We start from the raw sequence: 16,642 nt of genomic DNA, 5'->3' as shown, positions 1-16,642 counted from the left end.
CGGCCGGCACCGCCGCCGACGTCGACAGCGCCGTCGCCGCCGCCCGAGCCGCCTTCCCAGCCTGGTCGGCGACCACCCCGCAGCACCGGGCGGACGTGCTGCGCCGCCTCGGCACCGGCCTCGCCGCCCGCACGGAGGAGATCGCCCAGGCGATCACCGCCGAGATGGGCTCTCCGATCGGTATGTCCCGGACCGCCCAGGTCGCGTTCCCGGCCGCTGTGGTCGAGTCCATCGCCGGCCTGGCCGACGACTTCGCCTGGACCGAGGAGGTCGGCAACTCGCTGATCGTCCGCGAGCCGGTCGGCGTGGTCGGCGCGATCACGCCGTGGAACTTCCCGCTTCAGCAGATCGTCTCCAAGCTGGCGCCGGCCCTGCTCGCCGGCAACACGATGGTCTTCAAACCGTCCGAGAACGCCCCGCTGACCGCGCGCATCCTCGCCGAGGCCGCCGCCGAGGCCGGCGTACCGGACGGTGTCTTCAACGTCGTCTACGGCACCGGCGCGACCGTCGGTGAGGCGATCTCCGCCCACCCGGACATCGACATGATCTCGTTCACCGGGTCCACCCGGGCGGGGCAGCGGATCTCCTCGGTAGCCGCGGCGACCGTCAAGCGGGTCGCGCTGGAGTTGGGTGGCAAGGGTGCGAACATCATCCTCGACGACGCCGACCTGCCGGCCGCTGTCGAGCGGGGTCTCATGATGGCGTTCAGCAACGGCGGTCAGGTCTGCGGCGCATGGCCACGGATGCTGGTGCCCGCCTCCCGTCAGGAGGAGGTCGTGGCGTTGGCCGTCGAGGCGGCGAAGCAGTACACAGTCGGCGACCCGGGCGACGAGGCCACCCGGATCGGCCCGATGGCGTCCGAGACCCACCGGCAGAAGGTCGTCGGCTACATCGAGCGGGGTATCGCCGACGGGGCCCGGCTCGTGTTCGGCGGCCCGCAGCGGCCCGAGGGGTTGACCGTCGGGGCATACGTCCAGCCGACGATCTTCGCCGACGTCGACCCGGCCTCCGCGATCGCCCAGGAGGAGATCTTCGGCCCGGTGCTGACGATCATCCCCTACGCCGACGAGGAGGAGGCCGTGGCCATCGCCAACGGCACGCTGTACGGCCTGACCAGCGGCGTCTTCGGTGAGCCTGAGCACGCGCTGGCGATCGCCCGGCGGCTGCGTGTGGGCCAGGTCGACGTGAACGCCGGGCACTGGAACCCGCTCGCCCCGTTCGGTGGCTACAAGCACTCCGGCAACGGCCGCGAGTTCGGCCGCTATGGCCTGGAGGAGTTCCTGGAAACCAAGTCCATCCAGCGCTAACCGCACCAGCCCCCGCCCCCGCCCGCCCGCCCGCGCGCCCGCCCGCCCGCCCGCCCGCGCCGATCTTGCACTTTCGGTCGCCGACATGGGGTGTTACAACCCTTATGTCTCGACAGAAAGTGCAAGATCGCGAAACCAGGGGCGGGGCGGGGCCGGGGCGCGGGGTGGAACACCGGGGCTGGGCTGGTCTGTTGCAATCCATGTGCCGGTCCACCCGCCGGCACCCACCGATCGGAGACACCCGTGGACCGCGCGCAACTCGCCAGCTTCCTGCGCACCCGCCGCGAGGCGCTCCAGCCCGAGGACGTCGGGTTGCCCCGGGGCCCGCGCCGGCGCACCGGAGGGCTACGGCGCGAGGAAGTCGCCACATTGAGCGGAATGTCCACCGACTACTACAGCCGGCTGGAGCAGCAGCGCGGGCCGCACCCCTCGGAGCAGATGCTCGCCGCCCTCGCCCGTGGCCTGCGACTCTCCCTGGCCGAACGGGACCACCTGTTTCAACTCGCCGGTCACGCCGTCCCACACCGCGCCGTCCGGGCCGACCACGTCAACCCCGGGATGATGCGCATTCTCGACCGGATGCACGACACTCCCGCCCAGGTGGTGAACCACCTCGGCGAGACCCTGGCGCAGACCGCGCCGGCCGTCGCCCTGCTCGGCGACGAGACCCGGCACACCGGGTTCGCGCGCAGCGCGCACCACCGCTGGTTCACCGACCCGCAGGCGCGACAGCTGCACCCAGCGGAGGGCCACGAGACGCAGAGTCGACTCCTCGTGGCACACCTGCACGCCTCGTACACCCGGGACGGCCAGGGTTCGCGGGCGGCGGCGCTCGTCGACGACCTGCTGGGCAGGAGCCCGGAGTTCGCGCAGCTGTGGCGGGAACACCCGGTGCCCGCCGGCTACTGCCCACCCAAGCATTTCGTGCACCCGGAGGTCGGGGCGTTGGAGCTGCACTGCCAGACGCTTGTCGACCCCGACCAGTCACAGACACTGTTGGTCTTCACCGCCGTGCCCGGGTCGCCGAGCGACGAGAAGCTGCGGCTGCTCGCCGTCATCGGCGGGCAACTCGTCTGACCGCGATCAGCTCCGAGCGGGATAGCGGGCCGGGCTGACGCCCAGGTAGCGCCGGAAGTGGCGGGTCAGGTGCGCCTGGTCGAAGAACCCGGCCGCGACGGCGGTCTCGACGGGCCGTTGCCCGGCGAGGAGCAGGCGGCGCGCCAGCTCGACCCGACGGCCGGTCAGGTACGAGTGCGGTGGCACGCCGTGCACCTGGGAGAACGTCCGGACCAGGTGGGTCGGGTGGGCGTGCAGCAACTGGGCGGCCTCCCCCAGCGTGACGCCCTCGACGGTCCGGGCGTCCAGCAGCTCCCGCAACCGCACCGCGAGGCCGCGCCCGGCCGGGTAGCCAGCGGCCGGGGAGCGCTGGCGGAGCTGGCGGCGCAACCGGTCCAGGATGAACGCGAGTCGACTCTCGGCCTCGAACTCGTCGCCGGGTGCGGCGAGCGCCTGGTGCAGGTGGTGGATCCGGTCGCGCAGGTGCGGATCGGCCAGGTCCGGCTCGTCGACGGCCCGGCCGACCAGCTCGGCGTCGAGCGCAGAGGTGTCGAGGTACAGGACCCGCTTGCGGAAGCCGTCCGGTGTGGCGGAGCTGCCGTCGTGCGGCACGTACGGCGGCAGCAGGGTGACCGACGTGCGTAGCGCGCCGTGCCGGTGCCGGTCCAGGTCGAAGCGGACCGCGCCGTCGTCGACGATCAACAGCGTCCACACCTCGTGGATGTGCCGGGGATAGGCGTGGTCCACGAAATGGGCGTGGAAGACCTCGGCGACCCCGGCTACCGCGGGTCGCCACGCGCTGACGTGCGAGCCCGCCGGGCGGGTGTCCACGCTAAGAACGTACAAGACCGGTAGGCGTCGGGGCGGGCAGGCTCGACGCCATGACCGAACCGATCCGCTTTCCCACCAAGATCGCCGTACTGCTCCGCACCGACCTGGCGAGCTGGCAACGGCTGAACGTCACCGCCTTCCTGGTCAGCGGCATCGCGAGCACCCTGCCCGAGCTGGTCGGCGAGGATTACCGCGACGCGGACGGCACCAGCTACCTACCGATGTTCGGCCAGCCGGTGCTGGTCTTCGCCGGGGATCGGGCGACGTTGGTCGGCGCCCACTCTCGCGCTCTCGCCCGTGGCCTGCGGATGGCGATCTTCACCGCCGAGCTGTTCGCCACCGGCAACGACCGGGACAACCGCGCCGCCGTCCAGGCGGTCGGACGGGAGAAGCTCGACCTGGTGGGCCTGGCGCTGCACGCGCCGCGCAACGCGGTGGACAAGGTGCTCAAGGGTGCGTCCATGCACCCGTAACGGCATCCGTGGCGACGAAGACATTGATATCGGTGTCTATGGCTGTAATGATTAACACACTTTACAGTTGTTTCGCCGCCCCGGAAGGACCCCCACATGGCGCGACGATTGGCCGGGCTCCTGCCCCGCCGCCCCCGCATCAGACTGACCTCCGCGCTCGCCGCGACCCTGCTCGCCGTACCGACCGGCCTGGTCGTCGGCGCATCGCCCGCGATGGCGGCCGCCACGGGCGCCATCACCGGGTACGGCGGCAAGTGCGTCGACGTGGCCGCCGCGAACCCGGCCAACAACACGCCGGTCCAGCTCTTCACCTGCAACGGCTCCACAGCCCAACAGTGGACGGTGGCCGACGACGGCACGATCCGGGCGCTGGGCAAGTGCCTGGACATCGCCGCCGCCAGCACCGCCAACGGTGCCCGGGTGCAGATCTACGACTGCAACGGCACCGGAGCGCAGCAGTGGTCGCCCAGCGCCGGACAACTGGTCAATCCCACCTCGGGCAAGTGCCTCGACGCGACCGGCCCCAGCTCGGCCGACGGCACCCCGCTACAGATCTGGAGCTGCACCGGCACCGCCAACCAGACCTGGGCGCCGCCCACCGGCGGCGGCACCACACCGCCACCCTCGGGTGGTTTCACCCATCCCGGCGTGCTGGTCAGCCGAGGCCAGCTCGACTTCGTCCGCGGCCGGGTGCAGGCCGGCGCGCAGCCGTGGGCGGGCGCCTACAACCAGATGATGAGCAGCCGGTACGCCTCCCTGTCGCGTACCCCCGCACCCCGTTCGGTGGTCGAGTGCGGTTCCTACTCCAACCCGAACAACGGCTGCACCGACGAGCGGGAGGACGCGATCGCGGCGTACACCGACGCGCTCGCCTGGTACGTCACCGGGGACGCCCGGTACGCGCAGAAGTCGATCCAGATCATGGACGCGTGGTCGGCCACGATCACCGCGCACACCGGCAGCAACGCCCCCCTGCAGACCGGCTGGGCCGCCTCGGTCTGGCCCCGGGCGGCCGAGATCATCAAGTACACGTACGCGAGTTGGCCCAACGCCAACCGCTTCGCCACCATGCTGCGCAACGTCTACCTGCCGATGGTGCGCAACGGCTCGAACAGCAACGGCAACTGGGAACTGACCATGATGGAGGCCACCGTCGGCATCGCGGTGTTCCTGGAGGACCGGACCGTGTACGACGCGGCGACCACCCGCTTCCTCAACCGCGCCCGGGCCTTCGTCTACCTGCCCAGCGATGGCGCGTTGCCGTACACGATGCCCGGCAGCGGCCTGGACACCAGCGCGGAGATCATCGGCTACTGGCAGGGCCAGTCCACCTTCGTCGCCGGCCTCGCCCAGGAGACCTGCCGCGACTTCGTCCACACCGGGTACGGGATCTCCGCCATCTCGCACGTCGCGGAGACCTCCCGGATCCAGGGACGGGACCTGTACCCGCAGGTCGGTGAGCGGCTGCGTCAGGCGCTCGGCTTCCACTCGCGCTACCAGCTCGGCGAGGCGCCGCCCTCCTGGCTCTGCGGCGGCAGCCTCACCCGGGGCCTCGGGCCGATCACCGAGGTCGGCTTCAACGCGATGAGCACCCGGTTGGGCAACGTCATGACCAACACCCAGACCCTCACGCTGCAACAGCGTCCGGCCGGAACCAACAACCTCTTCGTCGCCTGGGAGACGCTGACCCACGCCAACAACCCCAACTGACCAGGCCGTCGTGGGGTGGCGCCGAACGTGCGGCGGCACCCCACGACGGTGCTCAGTTGTCGGCCCCCAGCGCCTCCACCGGGCTGACCCGCGACGCCCGCCGGGCTGGCAGCACCCCGGCCAGCGCGGTCAGCCCGACCAGCACCACGAACAGCCCGGCCAGCGGCAGCAGCGGCGCGGTCAGCGGTGCCTGGATCCCGAGGGTCTGGACCGCCAACCAGGCGTACGGAATGCCGAGCACCAGACCGATGGTCGCGCCGATCACCCCGTACAGGCCGGACTCGACGGTCAGCATGGTGCGCAGGCCGGTCCGGGACAGCCCGATCGCCCGGAGCAACCCGGACTCGCGTACCCGCTCCACCACCGAGAGCGCGGTCGTGGAGCCCACGCCGACGACAGCGATCAGCACGGTCAGGCTGACCAGACCGACAGCGATCCACAGCAGGGTGCGCACCAACGCGTCGTTGCGGTCCCGTTCGTCGGCGAGCACCGCGAGGCCCACCCCGTCGCTGCCCCCGATCGCCTGCCGCAGCGCCCGCACGCCGGCGGTACGACCGTCCTCGCCGGCGCCGGAAGCGTCGGCCAGCAGGCCGGTGTACGCGGCCGGCACGCCGAGCCGGTCCAGGTCGGCCGGATCGGCGAGGATTCCCGCGTGCAGTGGCCCATCGCCGGGCAGGACCGCTGCCACCCGTACGTCGACAGTGCGCGCCGCGATGGCGAGCGTGACGGTGTCGCCGGCCCCCAGGCCGGTGTCCCGGGCAACCCAGCTGTTCAGCACGATTCGGCCGGGGCCACGATCGGTCAGGGTGCCCTGGGCCACGTCCAGGTCACCGGTGCTCGGCAGCGCCGCCAGGTCCAGGTCGCTGGCCGGGTAACCGGACTCCACGTCGCCGAGCTTGTCGGCGCCGCGCAGCAGCGTGACGTCGCCGACCCTCCGGTACGGCACGACAGTGGCCAGCGCGCCGCGCGCCGCCTCGGCCCGGGCCACGACAGCCGGCGGCAGCGTTCCACCGTTGCTGGTGACCTCGAAGTCGGTCGGGGCCGAGAGCGCCATCTCGCGGTCAGCGAGGATCTGCAACGACGCGCCGCCGATGACCACCCCGGAGATCAGGGTCACGCCGAGCGCGACCACGACGGAGACCGCGGCGGCCCGGCGCGGCGCCCCGCCGATCCCGCCGACCGACATCCGCCCGAGCGGCCCGAACTGGCGCAGCGGCCAACCCACCACGGCCAGCACCGGGCGCACCAGCAGCGGGCCGAGGGCCACCAGCGCGAAGAACGCCAGCGCGCCGGACCCGACCAGCAGGAGCAGCGGCATCGACGGGTCGTACTCCGACTGCCCCGGGTTCGGCAACTGACTGATCGTCCCGACCGCTGCCAGGATCGCGCCGACGGCCAGGAGCAGCCCGAAGACCAGACGGGCCACGCCGATGCCGCGGCGGCCGGCGGTGACGCTCGCCGCCCGCAGTGCCTCCAGCGGGGAGACCCGGGCGGCCGAGAGCGCCGGCGCCAGCACGGCCAGCACGGTGATCACGACGGCGCCGATCACCACACCGACCGCCTCCGCCAGTGGCAGGCCCGGCGAGGAGACCGCGTGGCCGGTGGCGCGCAGGATCGCCGGCAGCGCGTAGCCGAGGGTGAGGGCGCCGGCGACCCCGACGACGCCGGCGACCAGCCCGGTCAGGGCTCCCTCGGCGGTCAGGGCCGCCACCAGGGTGGCCCGACTCGCGCCGACCGCCCGCAGCAGCGCGAGCTGCCGCATCCGCTGGGCGAAGACGATGCGGAAGGTCGAGGTGACCACCAGCGCGGCCGCGACGACAGCGATGGAGACGAACATGCCGACCAGGATGAAGAGTCTCCCGACCTCCTGGGCCGCCGCCTGGGCCTCGGCCTCGCGCACCTCGGCGCCGGAGCGGATCGGCTGGCCGGCGACCGCAGCGGTCACCCGTTGACGGACCGCGTCGGTCGAGGCGCCGGGGGTGACCCGCACGTCGACGCGCTCCACAGTCGTCAGGCGCGCCCAGGCGATCACGGCACTGTCCGGGGCGTACGCGTCGTAGCCGGCGTCGGCGCCGACGTCCACCACGCCGGTCACTGTGAGTGGGGCGGGCGTGGTGAGTTCACCGCCGGTGCCGCTGGTGGTGGTGCCCACCGAGAGCCCGAGCCGTTCGGCGGTGCGCGGCGTGATCGCGATCTCGCCGGGCTGGTCCGGGTAGCTGCCCTCGATCACCCGGACCGTGCTCAGCGGGCCGGTGCCCGGATCGGACTGGAGGTTGAGGTACCCCTCGCCGATGGAGACCCCGGTCGCCACCCGGGCGACCGCCTCGGCCACACCGGGCACGGCCCGGACCTGCCGCACGTCGGTCACTGTGGGTGGCGGCACGTCGGCGCTGCCGATCACCAGGTCGGTGACGGCCGGGGTGCCGCTGAGGTTGTCCCGCACGGTGCGTTCGGTGATCTGTTGCACCAGCACCGTGCCGAAGACGACGAACGACGCGACAAGGATCGCCAGGCCGGTCAGGATCAGCCGGCCGGGCCGTCGGGCCGCGGCGGTCGTCTGGGTACGCAGCACCGTCGCCCTCATCGGCGGGCCGCCAGATCACGCAGGGCGTCGGTGACCGACACCTGGTCCGGCTTGTCGATCTCGCCGGCCAGCCGCCCGTCGGCGAGCAGCACCACCCGGTCGGCGTACGCGGCGGCGATCGGGTCGTGGGTGACCATGACGACGGTCTGGCCGAGGTCGCGTACCGAGTCGCGCAGGATGGTGAGCACCTCCGCGCCGGAGCGGGAGTCGAGGTTGCCGGTCGGCTCGTCGGCGAAGACCACCTCGGGCCGTGCCACCAGCGCCCGGGCCAGCGCCACCCGCTGCTGCTGGCCGCCGGACAGCTCGCTGGGCCGGTGGTTCAGGCGGTCGCCGAGGCCCAGCACCCGGACCAGGTGCGCGAGGAGTTCAGCGTCGGGCTGCCGACCGGCGAGGTCCAGCGGCAGCGTGATGTTCTGCGCGGCGGTGAGCTGCGGCAGCAGGTTGAAGGACTGGAAGACGAACCCGATCCGCTCCCGGCGTACCCGGGTCAGCGTCCGGTCCGACTGGCCGGTCAACTCCGTGCCGCCGAGCAGAACGCGACCGGAGGTGGCCGTGTCGAGGCCGGCGAGGCAGTGCATCAGTGTCGACTTGCCGGACCCGGACGAGCCCATGATCGCGGTGAACTCGGCCCGGCCGAAGCCGACCGAGACCCCGTCCAGGGCACGGACGGCGGTGTCGCCGCTGCCGTACACCTTCACCAGGTCGACCGCGGCGACGGCGGCGTGGCTGGTCTCCGGCGGGGCGTGGGTTGTCATCGTTCCTCCAGTGGCTGCGTGGTGACCCGGATAGCGTCGCCGCCACCGGCGGGTGGGCGCATCGGCCCGGGGCCGGGTATCGCCGGCGTCGGGTCTGCCTTTTGGCCGATCCGCCACCTCCACCCGGCTGGCTACGCTGGGTCACCATGAGCACGCCGGATCTTCGACGATGGTGGGTACGCCTGGCCCAGGCCGCCGGGCTGGTGGCCATGGGGCTGCTCGTCCTCTTCGACCTGCGGTTCGGCGCACCGGAGAGCCTGGCCGCTCTCCTGCTCCTGCTGGTGCGGATGGGGCTGGCGGTGGCGACGGTGCCGCTCTGGCTGCCGGTGCACCGGCTGGGTTCGCGGCTACTGCCGCTGGCCGCGCTGGTGCTCGCCTGCGCCTCACTGGCCGTGACGGCAGCTGGCCTGGTCTTCTTCAACGGCAGCTATCTGATCAGCGGCAGCTGGGGGCTCGCCGAGTCGGCCGGGCTGATCGGGGTGGTCTTCGTGGTGGCCCGCTGGGGCGCGCCGCGGCTCGCCCCGTGGGCGGCGGTGGCCGCCGGGCTCGCCGTGGCCGCGTTGCCGCTGCGCGTCGGCACCGAAAGTCTCCTGGTGATCTTCGGCCTGCTCCAGGTGCTCGCCGCGGCCGGCGCCGCCGGGGTGGGGCTCTATCTGCGGATCATGGCCGCCGGCCGGGAGCGGGCCATCGCGCTGGTCCGGGCCGAGCAGCGTGCCGAGTTCGCCCGGGATCTGCACGACTTCATCGCCCACCACGTCACCGGCATCGTGGTGCAGGCACAGGGCGCCCGGTTCGTCGCCGAGCAGGACCCGCAACGGGTGATCGTCGCCCTGGAGCAGATCGAGCGGGCCGGCGCGGAGACGATGGCCTCGATGCGACGGATGGTCGGGATCCTGCGAAACCCGGACGCCCCGCCGGACGCGCCGCTGGCCCCGCTGGCCGGGGTGACCGAGCTGGAGCCGCTGCTCACCGGGTTCAACGGCGCGGCGAACGCGCCGGCACGACTGCACGTCGACGGCGACCTGAACGGGCTGCCGGTGGAGGTCTCGACGTCGGCGTACCGCGTGGTGATGGAGGGGCTGACCAACACCCGCCAGCACGCGCCGGACGCGCGGTCGGTGGACGTGGCCGTTCGGCGTACCCCGGACTGGTTGCTGGTCCGGGTCGCCGACGACGGCGCCTCGCCGCGCACCGCGCCGGCCCGGGGGCACGGCTTCGGCCTGATCGGCCTCACCGAACGGGTACGCGCCCTCGGCGGCACGATCACCGCCGGGCCCGGCGTCGCCGGCGGCTGGGTGCTCGACGCGGCGTTCCCGCTCCGGGTGGCGGTGGCGCGGTGATCCGGGTGCTGATCGCCGATGACCAGGCCATGGTCCGGACCGGCTTCGGCATGATCATCGGCGCCCAGTCGGACATGGAGGTGGTCGGCGAGGCCGCCGACGGCGTCCAGGCCGTCGAACTGGCCCGACGACTGCTCCCGGACGTGGTGCTGCTGGACATCCGGATGCCCCGCCTCGACGGTCTCGAGGCACTACGGCTGCTCGCGGGGCCGGGCGTCGCCGACCCGATCCGGGTGGTCGTCGTGACGACCTTCGACCTCGACGAGTACGTGCACACGGCGCTCTCCAACGGCGCGTGCGGCTTCCTGCTCAAGGACTCCGGCCCGGCCCTGCTGGTGGAGGCGGTCCGCGCGGCCGTGTCCGGCGACGCGCTGATCAGCCCCTCGATCACGGTACGGCTGTTGGAGCACCTCAGCTCACCGGCCCCGGCGCGCGACGACGGCGGCCTGTCGCCACGGGAACTCGACGTGGTGAAGCTCGTCGCCCGGGGCCTGACCAACGCCGAGATCGCCACCCAGCTCTTCATCGCCGTGGGCACTGTCAAGACCCACCTGGCGAGCGTGCAGATGAAACTCAAGGCCCGCAACCGGGTCGAGATCGCCGCCTGGGCCTGGGAACGCCGCCTCGTCGGCTGACGGGACACCGACCTGGCCACAGCTGCCCTAAAATTCAGGGCAGTCTATGCCTGGTCCGCTGCGGTCACCCGGAAGCGAGGACTTCATCGTGCGTCATCATCCGTTCCGAGTAACCCGGTCCAGGGCCGCCGCGCTGGTCGCATGCGCACTGACGGCAACTCTGGTCGCCACCGGCGCGACCCCGGCGCAGGCCGCCGCCGACACCGAACGCCCCACCGCGCCCGGCCCGATCACTGTCGTCGCCATCGACACCACCTCGGTCGAGCTGACCTGGGCCGCCTCGACCGACAACGTGGGCGTGGTCCGCTACCCGGTCGGCGCCCAATTCGAGGATTCCGGCGCCCAGTATTCGACCGACACCACCAGCATCCGGATCACCAACCTGCGGCCGTCGCGCACCTACACCTTCTCGGTGCGAGCGGAGGACGCGGCCGGCAACAGCTCACTGTCCAACCCCACAGTGCGGCTGACCATGCCACCGGGGGACGACCAACCGCCGAGCGCGCCCGGTCAACCGGTGGCGTACGACGTCGCCGCCACTGTGGTCTGGCTGCGGTGGACGCACTCGGCGGAGAACGTCGCGCTCGACCGGTACGAGGTGTTCCGGGTCGACGCCGGCGGCACTCTCACCCGGGTCCGTGAGGTGTACCAGTACCCGCCCGTGAACAGTGCCCAGATCAGCGGGTTGGCACCCAACACCACGTACACCTTCGTGGTGCAGGCCCGGGACGAGGCCGGCCACCTGTCCCCACTGTCCGCGCCGGTCACGGTGACCACAGTGCCGCCACCGCCGAGCTGTGCGGTCCGATCCGTCGTGCGGCAGTGGCCGGACGGCTTCGTGGCGCACCTCGTCGTCACGAACACCGGCACCACGGCCGTCGACGGGTGGACGATGACGTGGCGATTCTGGGCCAGCCAGCAGGTGCGGGGCATCTGGGGCGCGAAGGTCGTCGACCGCCTCAACAACAGCTACCTCCGGGTGGCCAACACCAGCCGCAACGCGGTGATCCCACCCGGCGGCACAGTGTCGCTGGGGCTCGTCGCCTCCGGCACGCAACTGCCGGAGGAGATCACGCTGAACGGCGGCCTCTGCACTGTGGCAGACGAATAACACTCGACTCCGGGGTCTGGCGCGCGCCGCGACAACTTGCGACGCTAGCGCCTGTGTATGACTACGACCTGTTGGTGCTGGGCTCCGGACCCAGCGGTCAGAAGGCCGCGATCGCCGCCGCCAAGCTCGGGAGGCGGGTCGGCATCGTGGAGCGCCGCGACATGATCGGTGGGGTGTGCATCAACACCGGCACCGTGCCCTCCAAGACGCTGCGCGAGGCAGTGCTCTACCTGACCGGCCTGAGCCAGCGGGACCTCTACGGCAGCAGCTACCGGGTCAAGGACGACATCACGGTCAGCGACCTGGCCGCCCGGACCCAGCACGTGATCACCAGGCAGACCGACGTCATCCGCAACCAACTGGCCCGCAACCGGGTCGCGATGATCACCGGCACCGGGCGTTTCGCCGACGCGCACTCGATCTGGGTCGACGGCGGCTCCGGCCGCGAGTCCAAGGTGACCTTCGACAAGATCGTCATCGCCGCGGGCACCCGCCCGGCCCGCCCGGACAGCGTCGACTTCGACGACCGGACGATCGTGGACTCCGACGGGGTCATCAACCTCCAGGCCGTACCCCGCAGCATGGTCGTGGTCGGCGCCGGCGTGATCGGCATGGAGTACGCCTCGATGTTCGCCGCGCTCGGCACGAAGGTGACTGTGGTGGAACGCCGCGAGCGGATGCTGGATTTCTGCGACGACGAGGTCGTCGAGTCCCTCAAGTACCACCTGCGCGACCTCTCCGTGGCGTTCCGCTTCGGCGAGGAGGTCGCCGCCGTGGAGAAACACCAGACGGCGGCGCTGTGCATCCTCAAGAGCGGCAAGAAGATCGTCGCCGACACGGTGATGTACTCGGCCGGGCGACAGGGTCAGACCGACGACCTGGCACTGGAGGCGGCCGGGCTGGAGGCGGATCGACGCGGCCGGATCACTGTCGACGCCAACTACCGCACCTCGGTGGAGAACATCTACGCCGTCGGTGACGTGATCGGCTTCCCCGCACTCGCATCCACCTCGATGGAGCAGGGCCGGCTGGCCGCACAACACGCCTGCGGCGAACCGATCCGGGAGATGCACGGCCTGCAACCGATCGGCATCTACACGATTCCGGAGATCAGCTTCGTCGGGCAGACCGAGGCGCAGCTCACCGAAAGCTCCACACCGTTCGAGGTGGGCATCGCCCGCTACCGCGAGTTGGCCCGGGGTCAGATCGTCGGCGACTCGTACGGCATGCTGAAGCTGCTCGTCTCCCCCGAAGACGGCCGGCTGCTCGGGGTGCACGTGTTCGGCACCGCCGCCACCGAGATCGTCCACATCGGTCAGGCCGTGATGGGCTGCGGCGGCACGATCGACTATCTGGTCGACACGGTGTTCAACTACCCGACGCTGGCCGAGGCGTACAAGGTCGCCGCCCTGGACGCCTCCAACAAGATCCGCAACATCACCCGCATCGACGGGTAGCCACCACGGTCCGATCTCACCGATGTCGGTGCTGCCCGCTACCGTGCCCGCACTGTTGACACGTTGAGAAAGAGGCAGTGGTGGGCGCATCCGGGTGGAGCTACTTCGTCTCGTACCAGCCAGACCTGGACGCGGCGTTGGACGCCCTGCGGGACAGGATCTTCGCCGAGGGCAAGTACTGGTGGGCCCGGGGTGAGACCCCCAACTCGGCGAGCGACTACCCGAACCGTCCCGCCACGATGAAAGAGTTGTTCAACGACGAATGGGTGCAGGAGTCGGGCACCCATTCCATCCTCGACGTCTACCGAGTCCTCGACGAGGGCGAGAGGCCCGAATTCGGCACTGTCGAGCCGGTGAGCGCCGCCGAAGCACTGCGCCATGCCGGCACCGAGCGGCTCACCCGCGAGCACCTGGCCGCGATCGACGGGCTGGCCGAGCAGAGATGGTTCGGCCGCTGCGCCGTCCTGCACGACGCCGAAGGCAAGCCGGAGGAAATCTACTTCTGGGGCTTCTCCGGCGACTAACCCCGCCCCCACCTCTCCCCCTCCCCACCCCGCCGCCCCCGGTGATCAAGAAGTTTGCGTCATCCTGTCTGGCCTGGCGTGACGCGAACCTCTTGATCACCGAGGGTTGGGGGTTAGCTTGCTGAGCAGGTGGGGCTGAGGCTGCCGGCGGTGCCGTTGGCCTGGAAGCCGTACTCGGTGGATTGTCCGGCGCCGACCCGGCCGTTGTACGCCACGTTCGTCCAGTTCGTCGTGCCGGTGTTACCGCTGCGGTTGGCGTTCCACGCGTTGGTGACCGTCGCACCGGACGGCAGACCGATGCCGATCGTCCAGCCGCTGATGGCCGATGAACCGGCCGTCACCTTCACAGTGGCCACGAAACCACCCGTCCACTGGTTCACCGACACCGTCGCCGTGCAGCCACCCGAGCCCGGAGGCGGAGTCGTGGGCGGGTCGGTCGGCGGATCGGTCGGCGGGTCGGTCGGCGGGTCCGTGGGCGTGGTGCCGTTGTTCAACGCGGCGAGCACCGCGTCGTAGGCGGGCTTCTTCGAGCCGTTGTTGTTGAACAGCAACGGGGTCTGCGAAGCTCGCCACGAGTCACTGTCGCGGATGCCCCACACGGTGATGCCGTTGCAGCGGGCCACTGCCAGGCAGTCCTCGACCACGCTGCGGTAGGTGTTCGCCGAAGCGCCCTGGATGTCCAACTCGGTGATCTGCACGTCCACGCCGAGCGCCGCGAAGCTCGACAGCGTGGTGCGGTAGTTGCTCACGTACGGGGATTCGTTGTTGAAGTGCGACTGGAATCCCACGCAGTCGATCGGCACGCCACGGGCCTTGAAGTCGCGCACCATGTTGTAGACGCCCTGGGTCTTGGCGTGCGTCCAGTTGTCGGTGTTGTAGTCGTTGTAGCAGAGCTTGGCGCCCGGATCCGCGGCACGCGCCGCCCGGAACGCCGCCTCGATCCAGTCGTTGCCGGTGCGCTGGAGGTTGGAGTCGCGACGGCCTCCGGAGCTGCCGTCGGCGAACGCCTCGTTCACCACGTCCCACGCCACTACCTGACCGCGGAAGTGGGTGGCCACCTGCGTCACGTGGTTGAGCATCGCCTGCCGCAGCGCGCTGCCGCTCATGCTCTCCATCCAGCCGGGCTGCTGCGAGTGCCACGCCAGCGTGTGACCCCGCACGCTCATCCCGCGGCTGCGGGCGTGGTTGACGATCTGGTCCGCCGCCCCGTAGCTGAACTGATTCTGCTGCGGCTCGGTGGCGTTCATCTTCATTTCGTTCTCGGCCGTCACCATGTTGAACTCACGGTTCAAGATCGTGGTGTACGCACTGTCGGAGAGCTTGAACCCGGCCACCGCCGTGCCGAAGTACCGACCCTTCTCGGCGGCGGACGCGCCGAGCGTCGTTCCCGCGGCTGCCGGCGCCGTCGCGGTCAGCGCCATGCCGGCGGCGAGGGCACCCGCGCCGGCCAGCGCGAGCGCGGCTCTCGATGCCGCCTTCCATCTCGTACTTCTCATCGTGTGACTCCTTCTGTGGGTGGTGGTGGGATGGGAAGGGACATCAGGACACCGAACAGGCGGCACCGTTGAGGGCGAACGAGGTGGGCTTGCCGGTGCCGCCCTCGTGCGTGGCCTGGAAGCCGATCTCGACCGACGCGTTCGGGGCGATGGTGGTGTTGTAGGAGACGTTGCGGGCGGTCACCGCACCGCTCGCCGGGGCGTACTGGGCGTTCCAGCCGCTGGTGATGCGCTGCCCGGTGGGCAGCGTGAAGGTCAGCGCCCAGCCGTTCACGGCGGTGGCACCGGTGTTGGTGATGGCCACGCTCGCGGTGAGGCCGCTGTTCCAGGCGTTGACCGTGTAACCCACCCGGCAGGCGCCCTCGGTCGGTGGCGGCGTGGTCGGGGGCGGAGTCGTCGGGGGTGGGGTCGTCGGCGGCGGCGGGGTCGTCGGCGGCGCGGTGCCGTCCAGCCCGAAGAAGCGGATCACCTGCGCGGCGTCGACAGGCAGGTTGTGCGTGACACCCTGCATGCTGATCGCCTCGACCGGCGCCATCGGGCCGCTACTGCCGTAGCGGGTGCGGGTGTAGCCGGACTGTGGGGAGTCGGTGTACGTCGGGGTCTGGCTCAGCCCGTGCACGTTGGTCCACTGCTTGACCTGCTCGCCGAAGTTCGGGTAGCGCAGCGTCTCGTCGTTGGTGCCGTGCCAGATCTGCATCCGCGGTCGCTGGCCGGTGTAGCCGGGGTACGCCTCCCGGACCAGGTCACCCCACTGCTGCGCGGTCCGGATGAGTTGCCCGTTGGCGCACTGGCTGTTCCACTCCGAGGTGCCGCCGGTGGCGAAGCAGGCGAACGGCACCCCGGCGAACGAGGCGCCCGCCGCGAACACGTCCGGGTAGTCGCCCAGCATGACGTTGGTCATCATCGCCCCGGAGGAGGTGCCGGTGGCGAAGATCCGGGCGGGGTCGGCGGAGTAGCGCTGCCGCACGTAGTCGACCATCGACATGAGCCCGACCGGGTCGCTGCCGCCGCCACGGCGTAACGCCTGCGGCGAGTAGACGTCCCAGCACTTGCTGCTGCGGGTGGCCGACGGGTAGATCACGATGAACCCGTACCGGTCGGCGAGGGATGCGTACTGGGTGCCCGAGTGGAACGCGGGGCCCGTCCCGGTGCAGTAGTGCATCGCCAGGAGGATCGCCGGTCGGGTCGCCACCCGGTCCGGGACGTACAGGTGCATCTGTAGGTTGGTGGGGTTGGTGCCGAAGTTGGTCACCTGCGTGAGCGTCGCCGCCGACGCGGGAGTGGCGAACGTCAACGCGGCGGCGGCCAGTGTCACGGCTGCCATGACGACGCCAAGCATTCTCGTCTTCAGTGTCATCGTCGC

At 71.1% G+C, this 16,642-nt stretch carries 14 protein-coding genes; 9 read left to right on the top strand and 5 right to left on the bottom strand.

Features of this window, described 5'->3' with window-relative positions:
• Positions 1-1,307: aldehyde dehydrogenase family protein (locus tag NIE79_RS02745; RefSeq protein WP_238677015.1), on the top strand; the 1,307-nt coding region annotated here is incomplete at its 5' end.
• 243 nt (positions 1,308-1,550) lie between these two features.
• Positions 1,551-2,384 (top strand): helix-turn-helix transcriptional regulator, encoded by an 834-nt coding sequence (locus NIE79_RS02740; RefSeq protein ID WP_238677014.1) that lies wholly within the window; start codon positions 1,551-1,553, stop codon positions 2,382-2,384.
• 6 nt (positions 2,385-2,390) lie between these two features.
• Here the strand turns inward: NIE79_RS02740 and NIE79_RS02735 are convergent, their stop codons facing one another.
• Positions 2,391-3,194 (bottom strand): helix-turn-helix transcriptional regulator, encoded by an 804-nt coding sequence (locus tag NIE79_RS02735; RefSeq protein WP_238677013.1) that lies wholly within the window; start codon positions 3,192-3,194, stop codon positions 2,391-2,393.
• 50 nt (positions 3,195-3,244) lie between these two features.
• Here NIE79_RS02735 and NIE79_RS02730 point away from each other — a divergent pair, with 50 nt between their 5' ends.
• Positions 3,245-3,667 carry a DUF2000 domain-containing protein gene (locus tag NIE79_RS02730; RefSeq protein ID WP_238677012.1) on the top strand — a complete coding sequence of 141 codons (423 nt, stop codon included), beginning with the start codon at positions 3,245-3,247 and terminating at the stop codon, positions 3,665-3,667.
• A 96-nt stretch (positions 3,668-3,763) separates the two neighbouring features.
• Complete coding sequence (locus NIE79_RS02725) at positions 3,764-5,377, top strand: ricin-type beta-trefoil lectin domain protein (protein WP_238677011.1); 1,614 nt, start codon at positions 3,764-3,766, stop codon at positions 5,375-5,377.
• A 52-nt stretch (positions 5,378-5,429) separates the two neighbouring features.
• Here the strand turns inward: NIE79_RS02725 and NIE79_RS02720 are convergent, their stop codons facing one another.
• Together NIE79_RS02720 and NIE79_RS02715 are read right to left on the bottom strand one after the other, a co-directional pair.
• Positions 5,430-7,949, bottom strand: coding sequence for an FtsX-like permease family protein (locus tag NIE79_RS02720; protein ID WP_238677010.1), 2,520 nt, complete (start codon positions 7,947-7,949; stop codon positions 5,430-5,432).
• 8 nt (positions 7,950-7,957) lie between these two features.
• Positions 7,958-8,716 (bottom strand): ABC transporter ATP-binding protein, encoded by a 759-nt coding sequence (locus tag NIE79_RS02715; protein WP_196923481.1) that lies wholly within the window; start codon positions 8,714-8,716, stop codon positions 7,958-7,960.
• 146 nt (positions 8,717-8,862) lie between these two features.
• On the opposite strand from NIE79_RS02715, the gene NIE79_RS02710 reads away from it, so the two are divergent.
• From NIE79_RS02710 to NIE79_RS02690, 5 genes are all read left to right on the top strand, one after another.
• A complete protein-coding gene (locus NIE79_RS02710; protein WP_238677009.1) occupies positions 8,863-10,056 on the top strand; it encodes a sensor histidine kinase in 1,194 nt (397 codons plus the stop codon).
• Complete coding sequence (locus tag NIE79_RS02705) at positions 10,053-10,691, top strand: response regulator (RefSeq protein ID WP_238677008.1); 639 nt, start codon at positions 10,053-10,055, stop codon at positions 10,689-10,691. Before NIE79_RS02710 ends, NIE79_RS02705 begins: the two co-directional genes overlap by 4 nt.
• Before the next feature lie 88 nt (positions 10,692-10,779).
• Positions 10,780-11,802, top strand: a complete 1,023-nt coding sequence (locus NIE79_RS02700; protein ID WP_238677007.1) for a fibronectin type III domain-containing protein — start codon at positions 10,780-10,782, stop codon at positions 11,800-11,802.
• 53 nt (positions 11,803-11,855) lie between these two features.
• Positions 11,856-13,259: a Si-specific NAD(P)(+) transhydrogenase gene (sthA, locus tag NIE79_RS02695; RefSeq protein ID WP_238677006.1), complete on the top strand. Its 1,404-nt coding sequence runs from the start codon at positions 11,856-11,858 to the stop codon at positions 13,257-13,259.
• An 80-nt stretch (positions 13,260-13,339) separates the two neighbouring features.
• Positions 13,340-13,783, top strand: coding sequence for a hypothetical protein (locus NIE79_RS02690; protein WP_238677005.1), 444 nt, complete (start codon positions 13,340-13,342; stop codon positions 13,781-13,783).
• Between the two features lie 113 nt (positions 13,784-13,896).
• Here the strand turns inward: NIE79_RS02690 and NIE79_RS02685 are convergent, their stop codons facing one another.
• Both NIE79_RS02685 and NIE79_RS02680 read right to left on the bottom strand, forming a co-directional pair.
• Positions 13,897-15,279 carry a glycoside hydrolase family 10 protein gene (locus tag NIE79_RS02685; RefSeq protein ID WP_372471398.1) on the bottom strand — a complete coding sequence of 461 codons (1,383 nt, stop codon included), beginning with the start codon at positions 15,277-15,279 and terminating at the stop codon, positions 13,897-13,899.
• A 43-nt stretch (positions 15,280-15,322) separates the two neighbouring features.
• The gene (locus NIE79_RS02680; protein WP_238677004.1) at positions 15,323-16,636 is read right to left on the bottom strand and encodes an extracellular catalytic domain type 1 short-chain-length polyhydroxyalkanoate depolymerase; all 1,314 of its coding nucleotides are present in this window, start codon (positions 16,634-16,636) and stop codon (positions 15,323-15,325) included.
• Positions 16,637-16,642: the final 6 nt, after the last annotated feature.

This window comes from Micromonospora trifolii (assembly GCF_022229005.1).
Taxonomy (GTDB): domain Bacteria; phylum Actinomycetota; class Actinomycetes; order Mycobacteriales; family Micromonosporaceae; genus Micromonospora; species Micromonospora trifolii.
Note: the sequence above shows the minus strand (reverse complement) of the source record. Positions and strands in the feature narration are given on the sequence as shown.

Bases quoted from the DNA above. Each gene is read 5' to 3' on its own strand.
- NIE79_RS02730 (WP_238677012.1), top strand. From the start codon at position 3,245: ATGACCGAACCGATCCGCTTTCCCACCAAGATCGCCGTACTGCTCCGC.
- NIE79_RS02685 (WP_372471398.1), bottom strand. From the start codon at position 15,279: ATGAGAAGTACGAGATGGAAGGCGGCATCGAGAGCCGCGCTCGCGCTG.
- NIE79_RS02725 (WP_238677011.1), top strand. From the start codon at position 3,764: ATGGCGCGACGATTGGCCGGGCTCCTGCCCCGCCGCCCCCGCATCAGA.
- NIE79_RS02710 (WP_238677009.1), top strand. From the start codon at position 8,863: ATGAGCACGCCGGATCTTCGACGATGGTGGGTACGCCTGGCCCAGGCC.
- NIE79_RS02715 (WP_196923481.1), bottom strand. From the start codon at position 8,716: ATGACAACCCACGCCCCGCCGGAGACCAGCCACGCCGCCGTCGCCGCG.
- NIE79_RS02680 (WP_238677004.1), bottom strand. From the start codon at position 16,636: ATGACACTGAAGACGAGAATGCTTGGCGTCGTCATGGCAGCCGTGACA.